Raw genomic sequence first — 21,133 nt, 5'->3', positions numbered from 1 at the left:
CTGAAACTTGCCGCTTGAAGCTTTGAAACTGTTTAAAAGTTGCCTTTGACCCAAGCCTGGAGCCGCTCGAACAGCGGAGCCTTCGGCTCGTCGCTGCTATAGCTGTCGCGGCTGCCGATGCCTGAGAACGAAATCCCGTCGGACTGCTTCTGCAGGCCGTACATCAACAGGCCCACGCCAGTGGAATAGATCGGGTTGCGGACCACGTCATCCAGGCCCTTGACGCCATGGGGCACGCCCAGGCGCACCGGCATGTGGAAAATCTCTTCGGCCAGCTCGACCGCGCCTTCCATCTTCGACGTACCGCCGGTCAGCACGATGCCGGCCGGGATCAGGTCTTCGTAGCCGCTGCGACGCAGTTCGGCCTGGATCAGCGTGAACAGCTCGTCGTAGCGCGGCTCGACCACTTCGGCCAGGGCCTGGCGCGACAGCTCGCGCGGTGGACGGTCGCCGACACTCGGCACCTTGATGGTTTCACCGGCACCCGCCAGCTTCGCCAAGGCACAGGCGTAACGGATCTTGATTTCCTCGGCGTATTGGGTCGGGGTACGCAACGCCATGGCGATGTCGTTGGTCACCTGGTCACCGGCAATCGGGATCACCGCCGTGTGGCGAATGGCGCCTTCGGTGAAGATCGCGATGTCGGTGGTGCCGCCGCCGATGTCCACCAGGCACACGCCCAGTTCTTTCTCGTCGTCGGTCAGCACCGAGTAGGCCGAGGCCAGTTGCTCGAGGATGATGTCGTCGATTTCCAGGCCGCAACGGCGCACGCATTTCTCGATGTTCTGCGCCGCGTTCACTGCACAGGTCACCACGTGGACCTTGGCTTCCAGGCGCACGCCGGACATGCCCAGGGGCTCACGCACGCCTTCCTGGTTATCGATCACGTAATCCTGCGGCAGGGTGTGCAACACACGCTGGTCCGCCGGGATCGCCACGGCCTGGGCCGCGTCGAGCACGCGCTCAAGGTCGGCGGAGCTGACTTCGCGATCACGAATCGCCACGATGCCGTGGGAGTTCAGGCTGCGGATGTGATTGCCCGCCACGCCGACGAACGCCGAGTGGATCCGGCAACCGGCCATCAGCTGCGCCTCTTCGATGGCGCGCTGGATCGATTGCACGGTGGACTCGATGTTCACCACCACGCCTTTTTTCAAGCCACGGGACGGGTGTGTACCGATCCCGACGATGACCAGCGTGCCGTCGTCCGCGACTTCGCCTACCAGCGCCACCACCTTGGAAGTGCCGATATCAAGACCGACGATCATTTTCCCGCTTTGCACGTTTGCCATGGGTCCTGCCTCTTCTTAATTCTTCGCGACGGCGGGTTCGGCCGTCGTCGGCGCTACAGGTTCCCGCCAGCCAACGGCCAGGCCGTTGGCATAGCGCAGATCGATGCGCGCAATGTTCGTAATCTGTTCTTTGAGCGTCTTGTCATAGATGGCGATGAAGCGGCGCATCTTTTCCACCAGGTTGCCGCGCCCGAGCAACAGCTCGATGCCCGGCCCCGAGCTACCCGCGCCAGTGGTCAGGAACCAACTGCCGCGCTCACGCAATTCCAGGCGCGCGATGGAGAAGCCCAATGGCCGCAACATCTGGCTCAACACCTGGTACTGCTGCATCACTTGCTGCTGGGCCCGCTGTGGACCGAACAGTTGTGGCAAATGTTCATAGTTGGCCAGTTCCCGCGGCGTAAACGCCTGGCCCTGGTTGTTCAACAACGACTCGTCGCCCCAACGGGCCACCGGCAATTGCTCTTCCAGGCGGATCGACACCTGGTCGGGCCACACCCGGCGGACTTCGGCGTGGGCGATCCAAGGCATCTGCTCCAGTTCTTTGCGCATGCCCGCCAGGTCGATGGTGAAGAAACTCGACGCGACGAACGGAGCGATCCGCTGCTGCACGGCCTGCTGACTGATGTAGCTCAGGTCGCCCTGGACGTTGATCCGGGCAATCGGCCGGTCGGCATAAGGCAGCAACCGTTGCGCGCCTTCATACGTACCGAACCCCAACGCCACCAGCAGCACCGGCCAGAACAAGCTCTTGAGAAAACCAAAATTGGCTTTCGGCAAGCGCGCCGACATCGGCTCTTTGGCCACCATTCGGCTGGCACCCCGCGGCACCGGCTTGCGACCGGGTGCGGATGGCTGATGACGAAGCGATGCGCCTTGCATGGCTTAACCTCTTGGCTCTTGATGGCCGACACTGGCGGCCAGGATCGACAGCACCAGTTGCTGGAAATCCAGACCGGCGGCGCGGGCCGCCATCGGTACCAGGCTGTGATCGGTCATGCCGGGCGCGGTGTTGACTTCCAGGAACCAGAACTGCCCATCGGCGTCCTGCATCACGTCTGCCCTGCCCCAACCGGCGATACCCAGCGCCTCACAGGCCTTGGCCGTGAGGTCCATCAGTTCTTTTTCCTTGGCGGCGTCCAGCCCGCAGGGAATGCGGTACTGGGTATCGTTCGCGACGTACTTGGCGTCGTAGTCATAGAACGTGTGGGGCGTGCCCAACGCAATCGGGGGCAACACCTGGTCACGCAGGGTGGCGATGGTGAACTCGGGACCGGAGATCCATTGTTCGACCAACACTTGCGAATCGTAGGAACTGGCGTCTTTCCATGCCGCGGTCAACTCAGGCAGCGAATTCACTTTCGCCATGCCGATACTTGAACCTTCATGGGCCGGTTTGACGATCAAAGGGAAGCCCAGTTCCGTGGCCGCCGAAATACAATCGGCCTCGGACGCCAGCACGGCGTGACGCGGTGTCGGGATGCCAAGGCTGTGCCAGACCTGCTTGGTGCGCAGCTTGTCCATCGCCAGGGCGGAAGCCAGGATGCCGCTGCCGGTGTAGGGAATGCCCAGGCACTCGAGCAGGCCTTGCATGCTGCCGTCTTCGCCGCCGCGACCATGGAGAATGATGAACGCGCGGTCGATCTTCTCGTTCAACAGGCGCTGCAGGAAATCGTCGCCCACGTCGATGCCGAAGGCGTCGACACCGGCGCTTTGCAGGGCTTGCAGCACGGCGTTGCCGGACTTGAGGGACACCTCGCGCTCGGCGCTCTTGCCGCCGAACAGCACGGCAACGCGGCCGAAGGCTTTCGGATCAAGGGTCGAGACCAGGTTGGCGTAGGCTGCAGTCATTTCAGTTTCCCCTCGCTGGAAGCCACGATTGCCCCGGCGAATAACGGACTTTTCAACAGTTTCGGGGCCAGGCCACCAATGTCACCGGCACCCTGGCACAGCAGGATGTCGCCGGCGCGCAGCAGCGGCTTGACCAGCGGCGCCAACTCCACGCCACGCTCGATGTAGATCGGGTCCAACTGACCGCGCTGGCGAATGCTGTGGCACAGCTGGCGGCTGTCGGCCCCCGGGATCGGCTCTTCACCGGCCGGATAGACTTCCATCAACAGCAGCACGTTGGCGTCGGCCAGCACCTGGACGAAATCGTCGTACAGGTCGCGGGTGCGGCTGTAGCGGTGGGGCTGGTAGACCATCACCAGGCGCCGCTCCGGCCAGCCACCGCGCACGGCCTTGATCACCGCCGCGACTTCGGTCGGATGGTGGCCGTAGTCGTCCACCAGCATCACGTTGCCGCCGTCCACCGGCAGTTCGCCGTAAACCTGGAACCGTCGGCCCACGCCCTGGAACCCGGACAGGCCCTGGACGATGGCTTCATCGCTGACGCCTTCGTCGGTGGCGATGCAGATGGTGGCCAAGGCATTGAGTACGTTGTGGTTGCCGGGCATGTTCACCGACACATCCAACGGCTCGCGATCGGGGCGCAGTACGGTGAAGAACGTCTGCATGCCCTGCTGGCGCACGTTGATGGCGCGCACGTCGACGTCTTCGCCGAAACCGTAGGTCACGGTCGGACGCTTGATCAGCGGCAGGATTTCGCGCACCACCGGATCGTCCAGGCACACCACCGCCAAACCGTAGAACGGCAGGTTGTGCAGGAATTCGACGAAGGTTTTCTTCAGCTTGTTGAAGTCGCCGTCGTAGGTCGCCATGTGGTCGGCGTCAATGTTGGTGACCACGGCCACCAGCGGTTGCAGGTGCAGGAAGCTCGCATCGCTCTCGTCGGCTTCGGCGATCAGGTAGCGGCTGGTGCCCAGCTGGGCATTGGTGCCCGCGGCGTTCAGGCGACCGCCGATCACAAAGGTCGGGTCCAGGCCACCGGCCGCGAACACCGAAGCGATCAGGCTGGTAGTGGTGGTCTTGCCGTGGGTACCGGCGACGGCGATGCCGTGGCGATAGCGCATCAGCTCGGCCAGCATCTCGGCCCGTGGTACCACGGGGATACGGCGCTCCAGGGCGGTGGCGACTTCCGGGTTGGATGTGTTCACGGCACTGGAAACCACCAGCACGTCGGCATTGGCGGCGTTCTCGGCACGGTGGCCGATAAATATCTGGGCGCCGAAGGATTCCAGGCGCTCGGTGACCGGGGAGGCTTTCAGGTCGGAACCGGAAACCTGATAACCCAGGTTCAGCAGCACTTCGGCAATCCCGCACATGCCCACGCCGCCGATACCGACGAAGTGGATGCGACGGATACGGCGCATTTCCGGTTGCGGCATGGCTTTGCGATTCTCAACCATGGGCCACCTCCAGGCAGGTATCGACCACTTGGCTCGTGGCATCGGGTTTGGCCAGGCGGCGGGCGGCGCGGGCCATGTCTTCAAGTCGTTGCGGCTGCATCAAAACCTCTGTCAGGCGGGCGGCAAGATCCGCGGCGCCAGTCGTTCTTTGCGGCATCAGGAAGGCAGCGCCTTCACGGGCCAAATAATCGGCGTTACGGGTCTGGTGATCGTCGATGGCGTGGGGCAAAGGCACCAGCATCGAGGGCAGACCGGCGGCAGCCAGTTCACTGATGGTCAGCGCGCCTGCGCGGCAGACCACCAGGTCGGCCCAGCCATAGGCTTGGGCCATGTCGTTGATGAAAGGCTGTACTTGCGCCTCGACGCCGGCCGCGCGATAGCGCTCGGCGGTCACTTCATCGTGGTTTTTGCCAGCCTGGTGAAACACTTCCGGCCGCAGCTCGGGGGCAACCTGCGACAGGGCTTCGGGCAGCAATTTGTTCAACGGTTCGGCCCCCAGGCTTCCGCCCAAGACCAGCAGACGTGCCTTGCGTCCAGCCAGGGCCGGGCGCGGCGCATCAAAAAATAGCTCGGTACGCACCGGATTACCGGTGGTGCGGCGGCTGCCCGACAGGGTAAAGGTGTCGGGAAAGGCTTCACAGACCCGGGCGGCCAACGGCACCAGTAACCGATTGGCGGTACCGGCCACGGCGTTCTGTTCGTGAACGATCACCGGCACACCGGCCAATTTCGCCGCAACACCACCAGGACCGGTCACATAACCGCCAAACCCGACCACGCACACCGGGCGCAACCGACGGATGATCGCCCGCGCCTGCCTGATCGACTTGAGCAGCATCAGCGGCGCCTTGAGCAACGACAACTTGCCCTTGCCCCGCAGGCCGCTGGCGTCGATCCGGTGCAGCTCAAGGCCGGCAGCTGGCACCAGTTCGTTCTCTATGCCCCGTGGCGTGCCCAGCCAGTGCACGGTGTAGCCGCGCGCCTGGAACTCCCGGGCACAGGCCAGCGCCGGGAATACGTGCCCGCCGGTACCGCCCGCCATGATCAGCACGTTAGCGCCCATGAATCGGCTCCTCGGCGAAGTCGCTCTCCTGGAATTCCATCTCTTCGCTGCCCAGGTGGGTTCGGCTCTCCCATTCGATGCGCAGCAACAGGCCGAGACAGGCACAGCAGATCACCAGGGAACTGCCGCCATAACTGAGGAACGGCAGCGTCAGGCCCTTGGTCGGCAACAGGCCAACGTTCACGCCGATGTTGATCAGGAACTGGCCGATCCACAGGAACGACAAGCCATACGCCACGTAAGCGGCAAAAAACTGCTTGGCCTTTTCGGCCCACAAGCCGATGTACATGCCGCGTACGCAGACGAACACGAACAGGGCGACGGTGCACAGGGAGCCGACCACGCCCAGCTCTTCGGCCAGGACCGAGAACACGAAGTCGGTGTGGGCTTCCGGCAGGTAGAACTGCTTCTGCACACTGTTGCCCAGGCCCACGCCCAGCCATTCGCCGCGACCGAAGGCAATCAAGGCCTGGGTCAATTGATAGCCGGAGCCGAACTGGTCGGCCCACGGGTCGGTAAAGGTGATCAAACGCGCCATCCGGTACGGTTGCGCCTGGACCAGCACGGTCACGGCCGCCACCGCCAACGCCACCATCAGGATGAAGCGAAACAGCCCGACCCCACCGAGGAACAGCATCGCCGCCGCGGCGCCCATCATCACCACCGTGGCGCCGAAGTCCGGCTCCATCAGCAGCAGGCCCGCCATCGGCAGCAAGACGATGAACGGCTTGAAGAACCCCATCCAGCTCTCGCGCACTTCTTTTTGGCGACGCACCAGGTAACCGGCCAGGAAAATCACCACGAAGACCTTGGCGATCTCCGAAGGCTGAACGTTGAAGAAACTGAAGCCAATCCAGCGCATCGAGCCGTTGACCTCTCGGCCGATACCCGGCACCAGCACCATCACCAACAGGCCGAAGGCACCGAGCAGCATCATCCAGCCCAGGCGCTGCCAGGTAGCGATTGGCACCATCATGGTGACGATGCATGCGCCCAGGCCGATCACCAGGTAAATCAGGTGGCGGATCATGTGATAAAGCGTGTTGCCCGACTGCACGGCGGCCACTTCCGACGAGGCGGACGTGATCATCACCAGGCCCAGGCCCAGCAGTGCCAGGCAACCGGCAAGCATCGGGAAATCCAGGTCGATGCCGCGCCCGGTGATCAGCGGCGACGGGTACGGCTTGATGATGTTCATCAGGCTCATGCCAAGTCCTCCGCGGCCCGGGCGAACAGCTGCCCGCGCTCTTCATAGTTCTTGAACATGTCGAAACTGGCGCAGGCCGGCGACAACAGCACCGCATCGCCTGGTTGCGCAAGGGCGCGGCACTGTTGCACCGCCTCGTCCAGCGAACCGACCCGAACCAGCGGCACGGCATCGCCGAGCGCCTGGGCGATCAATTCACGGTCGCGGCCCATCAGCACCACGGCACGGCAGTTGGCCGCCACCGGGTCGCGCAGGTCCTTGAAGTCGGCGCCCTTGCCGTCGCCGCCGGCGATCAGCACGAGCTTGCCTGCGATGTCCGCCCCCAGCCCTTCGATGGCCGCCAGCGCGGCACCGACATTGGTGGCCTTGGAGTCGTTGTACCAGGCCACGCCATCGAGGTCGCGCACCCACTGGCAGCGGTGTTCGAGACCGGCAAACGTGCGCAGGGCCGAGAGCATGGCATCGAACGGCAGGCCGACCGCATGTCCCAGGGCCAACGCGGCCAAGGCATTGGCCTGGTTGTGGGCGCCACGAATCTTCAGTTCGCGCACCGGCATCAGGTTCTGGAATTCGAAGGCCAGGTATTTTTCGCCATTCTCTTCGCGCAGCCCGAAGCCTTTGAAGTCCGGCACACCCAGGCCGAAGGACCAGCACGGCATGCCCTCGCCCAACAATGGACGAGTCAGGGCATCCTGGCGGTTGAACACCACTTGCCGGGCACCACGGAAGATCCGGTGCTTGGCCAGGTGATAAGCCGGCAGGCCGCTGTAGCGGTCCATGTGGTCTTCGCTGATGTTGAGCACGGTCGCCACTTCGGCGCCCAGGTGGTCGGTGGTTTCGAGCTGGAAGCTCGACAACTCCATCACGTACAGCTCGACGTCGTCACTGAGCAGGTCCAGTGCCGGGGTGCCCAGGTTACCGCCCACGGCGACGCGCTTGCCGGCCGCCGCAGCCATCTCGCCCACCAGGGTAGTGACGGTGCTCTTGGCGTTGGAGCCGCTGATAGCAACGATCGGCGCCTTGGCGTTGCGCGCGAACAGCTCGATGTCGCCGGACAATCTCACGCCACGGGCAGCGGCCGCCTGCAGGGCCGGAGTCGCCAGGGCCAGGCCGGGGCTCACGTAGAGCTCATCGGCGCGGCACAGGAACTCGACGTCCAGCTCGCCACAACGCACGTCCACCTGGGGATAGTCACGGCGCAGCGTGGCCAGCTCAGGTGGATTTTCCCGCGTATCGGCGACGGCAAACGACACGCCCCGGCTCGCCAGGAAGCGAACCAGGGACATGCCGCTCTTGCCGAGGCCGACAACGATGCGGAAGTGGTCAGAAGCGATCAGGGACACTCGTTCTACCTCAGCTTCAGGGTGGCAAGGCCGACCAGTACCAGAATCACGGTGATGATCCAGAAACGGACGATCACACGCGGCTCGGGCCAGCCCTTGAGTTCAAAGTGGTGGTGGATCGGCGCCATGCGGAATACGCGGCGGCCGGTCAATTTAAAGGAAGCAACCTGAATGACGACTGACAGGGTCTCCATCACGAACACACCGCCCATGATGAACAGGACGATTTCCTGGCGAACGATGACCGCGATGGTGCCCAGGGCCGCGCCCAGCGCCAGCGCGCCGACGTCGCCCATGAAGACTTGTGCCGGGTAGGTGTTGAACCACAGGAAGCCCAGGCCGGCACCGATCAGCGCGCCGCAGAACACGATCAGTTCACCCGCCCCCGGTACATAAGGGATCAGCAGGTATTCAGCGAATTTCACGTTACCCGACAGGTAGCAGAAGATCCCCAGGGCGCCGCCGACCATGACCGTAGGCATGATCGCCAGGCCATCGAGGCCGTCGGTGAGGTTGACCGCGTTGCTCGAACCGACGATCACCAAGTAGGTCAGCACGATGAAACCTGCGCCCAGCGGAATGCTGTAGTCCTTGAGCATCGGCAGGATCAGGGTGGTCTCCACCGGCGAAGCAGCGGTCATATAAAGGAAGATCGCCGCGCCGAGGCCGAACACCGACTGCCAGAAATACTTCCAGCGGCTTGGCAGCCCACGGGAGTTCTTCTCGATGACCTTGCGGTAGTCGTCAACCCAGCCGATGGCCCCGAAGAACAAGGTCACCAACAGCACGACCCAGACATACCGGTTCGCCAGGTCGGCCCAGAGCAGGGTGCTGATGCCGATGGACGACAGGATCAGCGCGCCGCCCATGGTCGGGGTGCCGGATTTGGACAGGTGCGATTGCGGGCCATCGTTACGGACCGACTGGCCGATTTGCAGGTTCTGCAGGGTGCGGATCATCCACGGGCCCAGGAACAGCGACAACGACAGCGCGGTCAGCACACCCAGGATCCCGCGCAGGGTCAGGTACTGGAAGACCGCGAAGCCTTTGTGGAACTGTTGCAGGTACTCCGCTAGCAGCAGCAGCATTAATGTTTCTCCGTGGAGGCGCCGCACAGCGCCGCGACGATGTTTTCCATCGCTGCGCTGCGTGAGCCCTTGATCAATAAGGTGGTGTTCGGATCCTGCTCGGCGCCCAGGGCCTGGATCAACTCGGCCTGAGTGGTGAAATGCCGTGCGTGCTCGCCAAACGCGGCGACCGCATGGGCCATCATCGGACCGACCGCATACAGCGCGTCGACCTTGCCGCGCGCATAGGCACCGACATCGTGATGCCCCTGTTGCGCCCATTCGCCCAGCTCACCGATATCCCCCAGCACCAACACGGTACGGCCGGAGAAACCGGCGAGGATATCCACGGCTGCGCACATGGACGACGGGTTGGCGTTATAGGTGTCGTCGATCACGCGCATGCCATTACTGGCCAGTTGCGCAACAGAGCGCCCCTTGACCGGCTGCACGGCGTTCAGCCCGGCGACAATGCCCGGCAGCGACACGCCCAGCGCATGGGCGGCAGCCGCCGCGGCCAGGGCGTTGGCCACGTTATGCGTGCCAAGCAGGTTCAATTGCACCCGCTCGGCGCCATCCGGGCTGTGCAGGTTGAAGGCCGGGCAACCGCGGGCATCGCGGTCCAGGTCGCTGGCGTAGAAATTCGCGGCGAGGTTGCTCAGGGCAAAAGTCAGCACCTTGCGCTCGCCCGCCCGGGTCTTCCAGATTTCGAAGGCCTTGTCGTCGAGATTCAGCACAGCGACGCCATCGGCATCCAGCCCTTCGATGATCTCGCCCTTGGCCTCGACGATTTTTTCCGGGCCGCCGAACTCGCCGACGTGAGCAGTCCCGGCGTTGTTGAGCACCGCCACATGAGGCTTGGTCATGGCCACGGTGTAGGCAATCTCGCCGAGCCGCGAAGCCCCCAGCTCGATGACAGCGGCGCTGTGTTCCGGCGCCAGCTCCAGCAGGGTCAGCGGCACGCCGAGGTCGTTGTTCAGGTTGCCACGGGTCGCCAGCACCGGGCCGCGGGTGCGCAGGATGCTGGCGAGCATTTCCTTGACGGTGGTCTTGCCGCTGGAGCCGGTGATGGCCGCCACCGGCTTGTCAAACCCGGCGCGGTTCAACGCGCCCAGTTGGCCCAGGGCCTGACGGGTGTCAGCGACCAGCAACTGCGGCAGCGTAGTGTTGGTCACTTCCCGTTCTACCAGTGCCGCGACCGCCCCTTTGGCGGCGACTTCGTTCAAGTAATCGTGGCCGTCGAAACGCGGGCCGGCCAGGGCGACGAACAGCTGCCCCGGAGCAATGGCCCGGCTGTCGATGCTGACGCCGTCGAAGCTGGCGTCCGCCGCGATGAGGCGCCCGTTCAGGGCGTTGGTCAGTTCGCTGAGCTTCAGGGCCTTAAGCATGGGCCACCTCCCACGCGGTCAGGGCATGATCGGCTTCCACCAGGTCGGAGAACGCATGGCGTTCGCCGTTGATTTCCTGATAATCCTCATGGCCCTTGCCGGCCAGGACGATGACATCGTCCGCCGAGGCGCTGGCGATCAACTGGGCAATGGCCTGACCGCGGCCGGCGACGAAGGTGACGTTATCCACAGCCGTAAAACCGGCGCGGATGTCGTCGAAAATCCGCTGCGGATCTTCGGTACGAGGGTTGTCGTCGGTGACCAGCACGCCGTCTGCCAACCGCTCCACGACTTCAGCCATCAGTGGGCGTTTGCCGCGGTCACGATCGCCACCGCAGCCGAACAGGCACAGCAACCTGCCCTTGGCGTGAGGACGCAGGGCCGTGAGAACTTTTTCCAACGCGTCAGGCGTATGGGCGTAATCGACCACAACCAATGGTTGAGTCCCACCGCCCAAACGCTGCATGCGACCGGCCGGGCCCTCGAGCTTCGGCAAGACCTTGAGAACTTCGTCCAGCGCGTAGTCCAGGCCGAGCAAGGCGCCGATGGCCGCCAATACGTTGCTCAGGTTGAAGCGGCCAAGCAAAGTGCTGCGCAAGTGGTGCTCGCCCTGGGGCGTGACCAGCGTGGCGCGCACGCCTTCGTCATTGAATTGCGCCTGGCGTACATAAAGGTAGGCACTGGCATCTTCCAGGCTGTAGGTAATCAATCGCGACTCGCGCTTTTCGGCAGCCAGTTGCCGACCGAATTCGTCATCGAGGTTGATGACCCGGCACTTCAGGTCATTCCAGGCAAACAGCTTGGCCTTGGCTTCGCCATAGGCCTGCATGGTGCCGTGATAATCCAGGTGATCCCGGGACAGGTTGGTCAACACCGCGACATCGAACGCCAGCGCGGTTACACGGCCCTGGTCCAGACCGTGGGAAGAAACTTCCATCGCAACGGCCTTGGCACCGGCCTTCTTCAGGTCCGCCAGGGTCGCTTGCACGGCAATCGGGTTCGGCGTGGTGTGCAGGCCGCTTTCCAGCGCGCCATGGAAGCCGTTGCCCAGGGTCCCGACGATGCCGCAATGCTGGCCGAGCAGGTCCAGGGCCTGGGCCACCAGTTGGGTCACGCTGGTCTTGCCGTTGGTACCGGTCACGCCCACCAGGTTCAGGTGACGGCTCGGGTCGCCATAGAAACGCCCAGCGATGTCCGACAACTGGGCCGCCAGGCCCTTGACCGGAATCAGCGGAACGTCGGTGATCGGCAGCACGGTCGCCCCGGCCACTTCATACGCCACGGCAGCCGCGCCACGCTTCAAGGCATCGGCGATGTGGGCACGGCCATCGAAACGGGCACCCGGCACCGCCAGGAACAAGTCCCCGGCGCGGACATTGCGGCTGTCCAGGGCCAGTTCGCGAATCAGCAGATCGTGACCGGCGTGGGCGAAAATCTTGTTCAGGCTCAGGGACATCAGCCACGCCCTCCTTCGGCTTTCAAGGGCACGACCGGTGCGGTATTGGCTTGCTGGGTCGGCGGCAGGTTATCCGGGGTAATGTTCATCAGGCGCAGGGTGCCGGACATCACTTTGCTGAACACCGGTGCCGAGACCAGGCCACCGAAGTAGCCCGCCTTGCTCGGCTCATCGATGACCACAACGATGGCGTAGCGCGGGTCGCTCATCGGGCCGAAGCCGGCAAACAGCGAACGGTAGGAATTCTCGGCGTAGCCTTTAGTGCCCACGGAGGTTTTACGGGCGGTACCCGATTTACCTGCCACGTGATAGGCCGGCACCTGGGCGCGATAGACTCCGCGCGGGGCCTCGATCACCTGTTGCAGCATGCCCTGCATGGTCTTGGCGACGTTCTCCGGGATCACCTGGGTGGTCTGCGGCGCCTTGTCGGTCTTGATCAGGGTCAGCGGGGCGATACGCCCGTTGTTCGCCAACGCGGAGAACGCGTGGACCAGTTGGATCGCGGTCACGGAAACACCGTAGCCATAGGACAACGTAGCGGTTTCAGCCTTGCGCCAGTCCCGGTAGTTCGGCAGGTTGCCGACACGCTCGCCCGGGAAGCCCAGGCCGGTGTCCTGGCCGAGGCCGATTTTCTGGGCCAGGCGATAAATCGTCTCGCCGCCGATATCGAAGGCGATCTTGCTCATGCCCACGTTACTGGAATTGATCAGGATGCCGGTCAGGTCGAGCACCGGGCCTTCGGTCTTGGACACGTCACGAATGGTGTACTTGCCGATCTGCAGGGTGCCCGGGTACACCTCGACGGTGTCGCTTGGTTTCCAGCGCCCGGTTTCCAGGGCGGCGGCCATGGACACGGCTTTCATGGTCGAACCGGGCTCGAACACGTCGATCATCGCGCGGTTGCGCATCATCGCCGGTTGCAGGTTGCGACGGTTGTTCGGGTTGTAGGTCGGCTGGTTGACCATCGCCAGGATCTCGCCGGTCTTCACGTCCATGATCACCAGGCTGCCGGCCTTGGCACCGTTCTCGACGATGGCATTGCGCAGTTCACGGTTGGCCAGGTATTGCAGGCGCAGGTCAATGGACAACGCCAAGGGCTTGCCGGCCTTGGCGTTTTTGGTGACTTGGACATCCTTGATCAGCCTGCCGCGCCGATCCTTGATGACTTGGCGCTTGCCGGCGACCCCGGCGAGCCATTCGTCATAGGCCAGCTCGACACCTTCGCGCCCTCGGTCATCAATGTCGGTAAACCCGACCATATGGGCCGTGACTTCACCGGCCGGATAGAAACGCCGGAACTCTTCGATGCCGTAGACACCAGGTACTTTCAGATCGAGCACGCTCTGGCCCTGTTCGGGGGTCAAGCCGCGCACCAGATAAATGAATTCCTTGTTGGCCTGGGCTTCGAGGCGCTCGGCCAGGGCCTTGGGATCCTGCCCGAGGGCAGCGGCCAGTGCCGGCCATTTTTCCTTGGCCAGCTGCATTTCCTTGGCGTTGGCCCACAAGGTGGTCACCGGGGTGCTCACGGCCAGGGGTTCGCCATTGCGGTCGGTGATCAAGCCACGGTGAGCCGGGATCGGAATATGCCGCACACTGCGCGCATCGCCCTGCCCCTTGAGGAAATCACGGTCGACGACTTGCAGGTCGATGATGCGCCACGAAATCGCCGCCACCATGATCCCGAGCAAGCCCAGGACCAGACGAAACCGCCACGGGAACAGCGCCCCTTCGAGTTTCATCATGGCGCCACCATCTGCACTTCGGCGGCGCCGGGAATGCGCATTTTCAGCTGTTCGGTGGCCAACACTTCGATACGGCTATGGGCAGTCCAAGTGCTCTGCTCCAGGATCAACCGGCCCCACTCGGCCTGCGCCTTGTCACGCACGCTCAGCTCGTTGTAAAGGGAATTGAGAAGCTGCCGATTCCAGTGCGCACTATAGGACACGGCGATGGCCGACACGAGCACGCCGATAAACAGCAGCAGCATGAAAAAGCTGCCGCCGGGCAGAGGCCTGGCGAAGAGCTTGCTCACCGCAACTTCTCCGCGACGCGCATGACGGCGCTACGGGCACGTGGGTTGGCCTTGAGTTCAGCCTCGGAGGCGAACTGCGCTTTGCCATGGATCTTGATTTTTGGCACGAAGGCTTCGAAACGCACCGGCAGGTTGCGCGGCAGGTTATCGGCTTCACCCTTGGTGAGTTTGCGCATGAACAACTTGACGATGCGGTCTTCCAAGGAATGGAAGCTGATCACCACCAACCGACCGCCGATCTCCAGCGCTTCAAGCGCCGCTTCGAGACCGACTTCCAGATCGCCCAACTCGTTATTGACGTGGATGCGCAAGCCTTGGAAAGCCCGGGTCGCCGGGTTCTTGCCCTTTTCCCAGGCCGGATTGGCCACTTTCAGCACCTCGGCCAGGTCGCCGGTGCGCTCGAATGGCTTGATGTCGCGGCGTTCGACCACGGCGCGGGCCATGCGGCCGGAGAAACGCTCTTCGCCGTATTCCTTGAAGACACGGGCGATTTCTTCCACCGGGGCGGTATTGACGAATTCGGCGGCACTGATGCCACGGGACGGATCCATGCGCATGTCCAGCGGGCCGTCATTGAGGAAACTGAAACCGCGCTCCGGGTCGTCCAGTTGGGGCGAAGACACGCCCAGGTCGAGCAGCACGCCACTGACCTTGCCGGCCAGGCCACGCTCGGCGACTTCCGAAGCCAGCTCGGCAAAACTGCGTTGCACAATGACAAAGCGGCCGTCTTCGGCCGCCAGCGCTTGCCCGGTGGCAATCGCTTGAGGATCCTTGTCGAACCCCAGCAACCGGCCACCCGGACCGAGCTTGCTGAGAATCAACCGGCTGTGTCCGCCACGCCCGAATGTGCCGTCCAGATAGCAGCCATCAGGACGTACGGCGAGAGCCTCGACGGCTTCGTCAAGCAGTACGGTGATGTGGTTAAAGCCGCTATCAATAGTCACAGGATCAAATCACGCAGTTCATCAGGCATGGCGCCCGGTTGTTGAATAGCAGCGAGGTCGGCGGCAGAAACCGCATTCCAGGCATCTTCGTCCCACAGCTGGAACTTGTTCAGTTGGCCTACCAGCATCGCGCGCTTGTCCAGCTTGGCGTATTCGCGCAGGCGCGGCGGAACCAGGAAACGACCGCTGCCATCGAGTTCAAGGTCGACGGCATTGCCGATCAGCAAACGTTGCAAACGGCGGTTTTCTTCACGCAACGAGGGCAGTGCGCGCAGTTTGGTTTCGATGATTTCCCACTCATCAAGAGGGTAAACACACAAACATGGGTCAACGGCATCGATCGTGACGATTAACTGCCCCGAACTTCGCGAAACGAGCTCGTCACGATACCGGCTCGGCATGGCGAGACGGCCTTTTGCATCGAGACTGATAGCGTTAGCTCCGCGAAACACGTCTGCGTTTCTCCACTTTTTGGCGTTTTACCTTCAAAAAAACCCACTTCATGCCACTTTCCGCCACTTGCGCACACTATAGGAATGCGCCCACCGCACCGTCAAGGCGCGGATTGAAGGAAAAGCCTTATAGATCGGAGATTTAGGAGCGTTTCAGGAGGGGTAACAAGAATCTGACGTAGGAAATTTCACCTCAACCCGAGGAAGCACAGGAGGCTGCGCGCACAAGTTAAAGTGATTTGTTAAGAGTAAGATTTTTTTGGTATTAGGAACTGCGTCTGCCAGTGATTCCAGCAGGAAGGGAAAAGGTGGAGAGTCGATCTGTAAGCCGGGTTCTGTCTTGAACAGTCATTCGTCTACGATGGCCATCACTGGACATCTTTAGCAACCTACCCGGTCCCAGCGCGGGCCACGCCTTGGGACCCTATTTGGTCTTGCTCCAAGTGGGGTTTACCTAGCCACGAACTGTTGCCAGCCGTGCGGTGCGCTCTTACCGCACCTTTTCACCCTTACCGGCGCCGAAGCGCTTAGGCGGTTATTTTCTGTGGCACTTTCCGTAGGCTCACGCCTCCCAGGCATTACCTGGCACTTCGCCCTATGGAGCCCGGACTTTCCTCCCCCCCCTAATTCTCATAGAGGGCAGCGACTGTCCGATCGACTCTCCGCCGCGAAGGTTAACGGTAGAGCGCTTGAAGAACAAGCGCTAAAAGCCTTGGGCCAGACCCACGCCTTGGTTTCACTGGCCTTTCTGTTTTTCCAGTGCGACCTGGTACAGCACATTCTTGCGCTCGCCAGTGATTTGCGCCGCAAGGGCCGCGGCACGCTTGAGCGGCATTTCCTCGAGTAGCAGGTTCAGGACGCGCATCGCTTCGCTGCTGACAGCGTCTTCACTTTCCGGGGCTGTCCACCCGGCCACCAGCACGACACACTCGCCGCGCTGCTGGTTGCTGTCGCTTTCGACGAAGGCTCGCAGCTGCGCCAACGGCAACCCCTTGAGGGTTTCGAAGGTCTTGGTCAACTCGCGAGCCAGCAGTGCCGGGCGCTCGGCGCCGAACACCAGTTCCATGTCTTGCAGGCATTCCAGAATGCGGTGCGGCGCCTCATAAAAGATCAGCGTGCGCGGTTCTTCCTTTATAGCCTCCAGGCGCGCCCGACGCCCCACCGCCTTGGCCGGCAGGAAACCTTCGAAGATGAAACGGTCCGACGGCAGGCCCGCCGCCGACAGCGCCGCGATCAATGCACAAGCGCCCGGCACCGGCACCACGCTGATGCCCGCCGCCCGAGCCTGACGCACCAGATGATAGCCGGGGTCGGAAATCAGCGGCGTACCGGCATCGGAAATCAGCGCGACGTTATCGCCCGCCAACAGCCGGGTAATGAAACGACTGCCCTCATCCCGCTCATTGTGTTCATGACAGGCCGCCAACGGCGTGGAAATGCCGAAATGCTGCAGCAGGCGCTGGGAATGACGGGTGTCTTCGGCTGCGATAAGGGCAACCTCTTGCAGGATTCTCAGCGCACGGGCACTGATATCGTCCAGGTTGCCGATGGGCGTCGCCACCACATAAAGCGCGCCGGCAGCGGAATTCAAAGCACCTGGAGCAGTCAAGACACATACCTCATGATCGGTAAAAACCGCCATTGTAGCGTGTGCAGGCCGTCTCGGCTGTTCACATCAGCCATTGTGGCGAGGGAGCTTGCTCCCGCTCGGCTGCGCAGCAGCCGTAAAATCTGCCAGCCGTCCCCCCCGGATATACCGTGTTGAATGGGTTTGGGGCTGCTGCGCAGCCCAGCGGGAGCAAGCTCCCTCGCCACGGAGGGCAGTGCCTTTGTGCTGTGCCGCACTCTTTGCAATACCTAAATTGATCGATTCACACCACTAACATCGCGCCCCGGCCAGCGCTTGGGTACAATTCGACGCTAATTTGATCTCGTATCAGGAACACTTACATGATCGCTTGCCTGCGGCTGCTCTCCGCCCTCTGCCTCGCTGCCCTCCTGGCGGCCTGCGCCAGCTCGCCCTCGTCCAGCCTTGGCGAACTTCCACGCACCCCGGATGCCAGTATCGAGCAGTTGCTCGAACAGGCCACCCAAAGCAAAAATCCGGAAAAAGCCGCCCTGCTGCGCCTGAGCGCTGCCGACCTGGCCTACCGCCAGGGCAATGCCGGCCAGTCCGCACAGATCCTGCAACAAGTGCCGATGGAACAACTCAAGCCCGGCCAGCAGATTTTCGCCAGCACGCTGTCGGCTGAACTGGCGATGACCCGCAACCAGCCCAAGGCGGCACTGACCGCCCTGGGCCACCCAAGCCTGCAACACCTGAGTGAAATGCCGGTGGAGCAGCAGGTCCGTACCGGTACCGTCCGCGCCCGCGCCCTGGAGGCCGATGGCCAGACCCTGGCCGCCGCCAAGGAGCGCATTTTCATCGCGCCCCTGCTGGAAAACGACGCTGCGGCAAAAAACCACGAATCCATCTGGTCGTTGATCGCCTCGCTGCCCACCGACCAGTTGCAGCCAAGCTCCAACGACGACCTTGGCGGCTGGCTGAGCCTGGCCCAGGCCGTCAAGACCGCCGGCACCCTGGAACAACAGCAGGCGGCGATCGACCACTGGCGCGAACAGAACCCGAAGCACCCCGCCGCCCTGCAACTGCCGATACCACTGGTCAAGCTCAAGGAACTGGCGAGCCAGCCGCTGAGCAAGATTGCCCTGCTGCTGCCACAAAATGGCCCGCTGGCTGCGGTTGCCAAGGCCTTGCGTGAGGGCTTCATGGCCGCGCACTACCAGGCCCAACAGGCCGGCCAGAAGCCGCCAAGCATCCAGTTCTACGACAGCTCCAGCCTGACCTCCATGGACGAGTTCTATCGCAAGGCCCAGGCCGACGGCGTGCAACTGGTAGTCGGACCGCTGGAAAAACCACTGGTCAAGCAGATCAGCACCCGCCCGCAACTGCCGATCACCACCCTGGCGCTGAACTACAGCGAAGGTGAACAAGGGCCGCCGCAACTGTTCCAGTTCGGCCTGGCACCCGAGGATGAAGCCCGCGAAGTCTCCCGTCGCGCCCGCGCCGACGGCCTGCATCGTGCCGCCGCCATGGTACCGAAGGGTGAATGGGGCGATCGCGTCCTGAAAGCCTTCAGCCAGGACTGGCAGGCCAATGGCGGCACCATCATCGCAATCGAACGGGTCGACCAGCCGGTCCAACTGGCCCAGCAGATCGCCGACATGTTCCAGCTGCGCCAGAGCGAAGGTCGCGCCAAGAGCCTGCAAAGCACCGTTGGCACCACGGTCGCAGCCCAGCCGTCCCGTCGCCAGGACATCGAGTTCATCTTCCTGGCCTCGACGCCGCAACAGGCCCAGCAGATCAAGCCCACCCTGAACTTCCAGTACGCAGGTGATGTGCCGGTCTACGCCACTTCTTCAGTGTTCAGCGCCAGCGGCGACCAGAACCAGTACAACGACATGAGCGGCATCCGCTTCTGCGAAACCCCGTGGCTGCTCGACGCCAATGACCCGCTGCGCAAGCAGGTCACCGCCCAGTGGCCCCAGGCAGGCGGCAGCCTGGGCCGGTTGTACGCGATGGGTGTAGACGCCTATCGCCTGGCACCGCGCCTGGGCCAGCTCAAGACGCTGCCGGACAGCCGCATCGAAGGCCTGTCGGGCAGCCTGGCCGTGTCTGCCACCCAGCGCGTACAGCGTCAACTGCCTTGGGCCGAGTTCCTCAACGGCCAGGTGCAGCGCCTGCCGGATACCCAGCGCTGATGCCCGACCGATCACGCCAGCAAAGCGGACGGGATGCCGAGGGCCAAGCCCTCGCGCATCTCCAGCAACACGGCCTGCGGCTGGTGGCGCAGAACTGGTTGTGCAAACGCGGCGAGCTTGATCTGGTCATGCTTGACGGCGATACAGTAGTATTCGTCGAAGTCCGCTACAGAAAAAATACTCAATGGGGTGGCGCGCTCGACAGCATTGACGAGCGCAAGCGCCAGAAGCTGGTTTTGGCCGCACAGTATTTTCTGCAAAGCGAGCCTCGCTGGGCCGATCATCCCTGCCGCTTCGACGTGGTTGCCATCGACAGCAACGCCGCCCAGTTGAACTGGCTGCAGAACGCCTTCGACAGTTGAGCGCCCATGCCGAGCCGGACACCTTCACCTAACTTTTTTGCTCTTTGCTTTGCGCGCCGCACATGTTTGTGCCGATAAGCCGCGCTACTTAAGGTCACACAGATGGACATGCAATCGCGAATTCGCCAGCTTTTTCAGGCCAGTATCGACACCAAACAACAGGCGATGGACGTACTTGCACCGCACATCGAGCAAGCCAGCCAAGTGATGGTCAACGCCCTGCTCAACGAGGGCAAGATGCTTTCGTGCGGCAATGGCGGCTCGGCCGGCGACGCCCAGCACTTCTCTTCGGAACTGCTCAACCGCTTCGAACGCGAGCGCCCGAGCCTGCCAGCGATCGCCCTGACCACCGACAGCTCGACGATCACCTCGATCGCCAACGACTACAGCTACAACGAGGTATTCTCCAAACAGATCCGCGCCCTGGGCCAACCCGGCGATGTACTGCTGGCGATTTCCACCAGCGGCAACTCGGCCAATATTATTCAAGCGATCCAGGCCGCACATGATCGCGAAATGATTGTCGTAGCATTGACGGGTCGTGACGGCGGAGGCATGGCGTCCCTGCTATTGCCAGAAGACGTCGAGATCCGCGTACCGGCCAATGTCACCGCACGTATCCAGGAAGTCCACCTGCTGGCGATCCACTGCCTTTGCGACTTGATCGACAGCCAACTGTTCGGGAGTGAAGAATGACCCCTAATCGCCTAGGCCTTCTGGCCCTGACCCTGTGCCTCGGCATCAGCGGCTGCACATCGGTGGTTAACGCCAGCCGGGAAAAGCCGATTGAAGATGACCGTGGCACCCGCACCTTCGGCAGCAAGATCGACGACTCCCTGATCGAAACCAAAGTGGGAGTGAACATCGCCAAGGCCGACCCGGACCTGGACAACAACTCGCACATCGTCGTCACCAGCTTCAACGGTGTCGTGTTGCTGGCGGGCCAGACCCCACGCGCAGACCTCAAGGCCAAGGCCGAGCAGGAAGCGAGCGCTGTACAGCGGGTCAAGACCGTGCATAACGAATTGCAGGTCTTGCAGCCTTCCTCGCTGCTGGCTCGCCAGAACGATGCGTGGCTGACCACCAAGATCAAGACCCAGATGCTCACCGATGCCAGCATTCCTGGCTCACGCATCAAGGTTGTGACCGAGAATGGCATCGTTTATCTGCTGGGTTTGCTGACCAAGAAAGAGGCCGCCCAGGCGACCAACCTGGTGCAGGGTGTGTCCGGGGTGCAGAAGATCGTCAAGTTGTTTGAATATATCGATTAAGAGGGGGCGGTTGCGGGCTTTGTGAGACGCAGCTTGTTGGCCATGTTGATCACTTAAAAAACGGCGCTTCTTCCAGGGTGGGAAGGCGCCGTTTTTTTATGGGCGGGTTTTTCGGGTTTTGGGTGTATATCCGTTGCTGCGGTAACGGCCACTTAGGGTTCCGCCCTGACGGCGGGTCACTTTCGA

19 protein-coding genes and 1 other RNA gene are annotated in these 21,133 nt (G+C 62.7%); 4 read left to right on the top strand and 16 right to left on the bottom strand.

Going from position 1 to position 21,133, the window contains the following annotated elements:
* Positions 1-32 precede the first annotated feature (32 nt).
* From ftsA to rsmI, 16 genes are all read right to left on the bottom strand, one after another.
* Positions 33-1,292: a cell division protein FtsA gene (gene ftsA, locus TK06_RS26755; protein ID WP_003205342.1), complete on the bottom strand. Its 1,260-nt coding sequence runs from the start codon at positions 1,290-1,292 to the stop codon at positions 33-35.
* A gap of 15 nt (positions 1,293-1,307) precedes the next feature.
* Positions 1,308-2,174, bottom strand: coding sequence for a cell division protein FtsQ/DivIB (locus TK06_RS26750; RefSeq protein ID WP_063324490.1), 867 nt, complete (start codon positions 2,172-2,174; stop codon positions 1,308-1,310).
* 3 nt (positions 2,175-2,177) lie between these two features.
* Positions 2,178-3,143 carry a D-alanine--D-alanine ligase gene (locus tag TK06_RS26745; RefSeq protein WP_063324489.1) on the bottom strand — a complete coding sequence of 322 codons (966 nt, stop codon included), beginning with the start codon at positions 3,141-3,143 and terminating at the stop codon, positions 2,178-2,180.
* Positions 3,140-4,600 carry a UDP-N-acetylmuramate--L-alanine ligase gene (gene murC / locus TK06_RS26740; RefSeq protein WP_063324488.1) on the bottom strand — a complete coding sequence of 487 codons (1,461 nt, stop codon included), beginning with the start codon at positions 4,598-4,600 and terminating at the stop codon, positions 3,140-3,142. The genes TK06_RS26745 and murC overlap by 4 nt, the downstream gene beginning before the upstream one ends.
* The gene (gene murG, locus TK06_RS26735) at positions 4,593-5,663 is read right to left on the bottom strand and encodes an undecaprenyldiphospho-muramoylpentapeptide beta-N-acetylglucosaminyltransferase (protein ID WP_063324487.1); all 1,071 of its coding nucleotides are present in this window, start codon (positions 5,661-5,663) and stop codon (positions 4,593-4,595) included. The genes murC and murG overlap by 8 nt, the downstream gene beginning before the upstream one ends.
* Positions 5,653-6,870: a putative lipid II flippase FtsW gene (gene ftsW, locus TK06_RS26730; RefSeq protein ID WP_063324486.1), complete on the bottom strand. Its 1,218-nt coding sequence runs from the start codon at positions 6,868-6,870 to the stop codon at positions 5,653-5,655. The genes murG and ftsW overlap by 11 nt, the downstream gene beginning before the upstream one ends.
* Positions 6,867-8,213, bottom strand: coding sequence for a UDP-N-acetylmuramoyl-L-alanine--D-glutamate ligase (gene murD, locus TK06_RS26725; protein WP_063324485.1), 1,347 nt, complete (start codon positions 8,211-8,213; stop codon positions 6,867-6,869). The genes ftsW and murD overlap by 4 nt, the downstream gene beginning before the upstream one ends.
* Before the next feature lie 5 nt (positions 8,214-8,218).
* Positions 8,219-9,301 (bottom strand): phospho-N-acetylmuramoyl-pentapeptide-transferase, encoded by a 1,083-nt coding sequence (mraY, locus tag TK06_RS26720; RefSeq protein ID WP_063324484.1) that lies wholly within the window; start codon positions 9,299-9,301, stop codon positions 8,219-8,221.
* Complete coding sequence (locus TK06_RS26715) at positions 9,301-10,668, bottom strand: UDP-N-acetylmuramoyl-tripeptide--D-alanyl-D-alanine ligase (RefSeq protein WP_063324483.1); 1,368 nt, start codon at positions 10,666-10,668, stop codon at positions 9,301-9,303. Before TK06_RS26715 ends, mraY begins: the two co-directional genes overlap by 1 nt.
* Positions 10,661-12,124, bottom strand: a complete 1,464-nt coding sequence (locus tag TK06_RS26710; RefSeq protein WP_063324482.1) for a UDP-N-acetylmuramoyl-L-alanyl-D-glutamate--2,6-diaminopimelate ligase — start codon at positions 12,122-12,124, stop codon at positions 10,661-10,663. The genes TK06_RS26715 and TK06_RS26710 overlap by 8 nt, the downstream gene beginning before the upstream one ends.
* Positions 12,124-13,863 carry a peptidoglycan D,D-transpeptidase FtsI family protein gene (locus tag TK06_RS26705; RefSeq protein ID WP_162893922.1) on the bottom strand — a complete coding sequence of 580 codons (1,740 nt, stop codon included), beginning with the start codon at positions 13,861-13,863 and terminating at the stop codon, positions 12,124-12,126. The genes TK06_RS26710 and TK06_RS26705 overlap by 1 nt, the downstream gene beginning before the upstream one ends.
* The gene (gene ftsL, locus TK06_RS26700; protein ID WP_063324481.1) at positions 13,863-14,156 is read right to left on the bottom strand and encodes a cell division protein FtsL; all 294 of its coding nucleotides are present in this window, start codon (positions 14,154-14,156) and stop codon (positions 13,863-13,865) included. The genes TK06_RS26705 and ftsL overlap by 1 nt, the downstream gene beginning before the upstream one ends.
* Positions 14,153-15,100 carry a 16S rRNA (cytosine(1402)-N(4))-methyltransferase RsmH gene (gene rsmH / locus TK06_RS26695; RefSeq protein ID WP_003205354.1) on the bottom strand — a complete coding sequence of 316 codons (948 nt, stop codon included), beginning with the start codon at positions 15,098-15,100 and terminating at the stop codon, positions 14,153-14,155. The genes ftsL and rsmH overlap by 4 nt, the downstream gene beginning before the upstream one ends.
* A complete protein-coding gene (mraZ, locus tag TK06_RS26690; protein ID WP_003205355.1) occupies positions 15,097-15,552 on the bottom strand; it encodes a division/cell wall cluster transcriptional repressor MraZ in 456 nt (151 codons plus the stop codon). The genes rsmH and mraZ overlap by 4 nt, the downstream gene beginning before the upstream one ends.
* A gap of 308 nt (positions 15,553-15,860) precedes the next feature.
* Positions 15,861-16,214, bottom strand: an RNA gene (gene rnpB, locus TK06_RS26685) — RNase P RNA component class A.
* A gap of 74 nt (positions 16,215-16,288) precedes the next feature.
* Entirely contained in the window at positions 16,289-17,194 is a 906-nt protein-coding gene (gene rsmI / locus TK06_RS26680; RefSeq protein WP_086936725.1) for a 16S rRNA (cytidine(1402)-2'-O)-methyltransferase, read from the bottom strand.
* Between the two features lie 308 nt (positions 17,195-17,502).
* On the opposite strand from rsmI, the gene TK06_RS26675 reads away from it, so the two are divergent.
* The 4 genes from TK06_RS26675 (at position 17,503) to TK06_RS26660 (ending at position 20,947) form a co-directional block, all read left to right on the top strand.
* The gene (locus tag TK06_RS26675; RefSeq protein WP_063324479.1) at positions 17,503-19,314 is read left to right on the top strand and encodes a penicillin-binding protein activator; all 1,812 of its coding nucleotides are present in this window, start codon (positions 17,503-17,505) and stop codon (positions 19,312-19,314) included.
* Positions 19,314-19,676, top strand: a complete 363-nt coding sequence (locus TK06_RS26670; protein WP_063324478.1) for a YraN family protein — start codon at positions 19,314-19,316, stop codon at positions 19,674-19,676. Before TK06_RS26675 ends, TK06_RS26670 begins: the two co-directional genes overlap by 1 nt.
* Positions 19,677-19,778: 102 nt before the next feature.
* Positions 19,779-20,372 carry a phosphoheptose isomerase gene (locus tag TK06_RS26665; RefSeq protein ID WP_007928463.1) on the top strand — a complete coding sequence of 198 codons (594 nt, stop codon included), beginning with the start codon at positions 19,779-19,781 and terminating at the stop codon, positions 20,370-20,372.
* Complete coding sequence (locus TK06_RS26660) at positions 20,369-20,947, top strand: BON domain-containing protein (protein WP_003178201.1); 579 nt, start codon at positions 20,369-20,371, stop codon at positions 20,945-20,947. The genes TK06_RS26665 and TK06_RS26660 overlap by 4 nt, the downstream gene beginning before the upstream one ends.
* Positions 20,948-21,133: the final 186 nt, after the last annotated feature.

This window comes from Pseudomonas fluorescens, from assembly GCF_001623525.1.
Taxonomy (GTDB): Bacteria; Pseudomonadota; Gammaproteobacteria; order Pseudomonadales; family Pseudomonadaceae; genus Aquipseudomonas; species Aquipseudomonas fluorescens_Q.
Note: the sequence above shows the minus strand (reverse complement) of the source record. Positions and strands in the feature narration are given on the sequence as shown.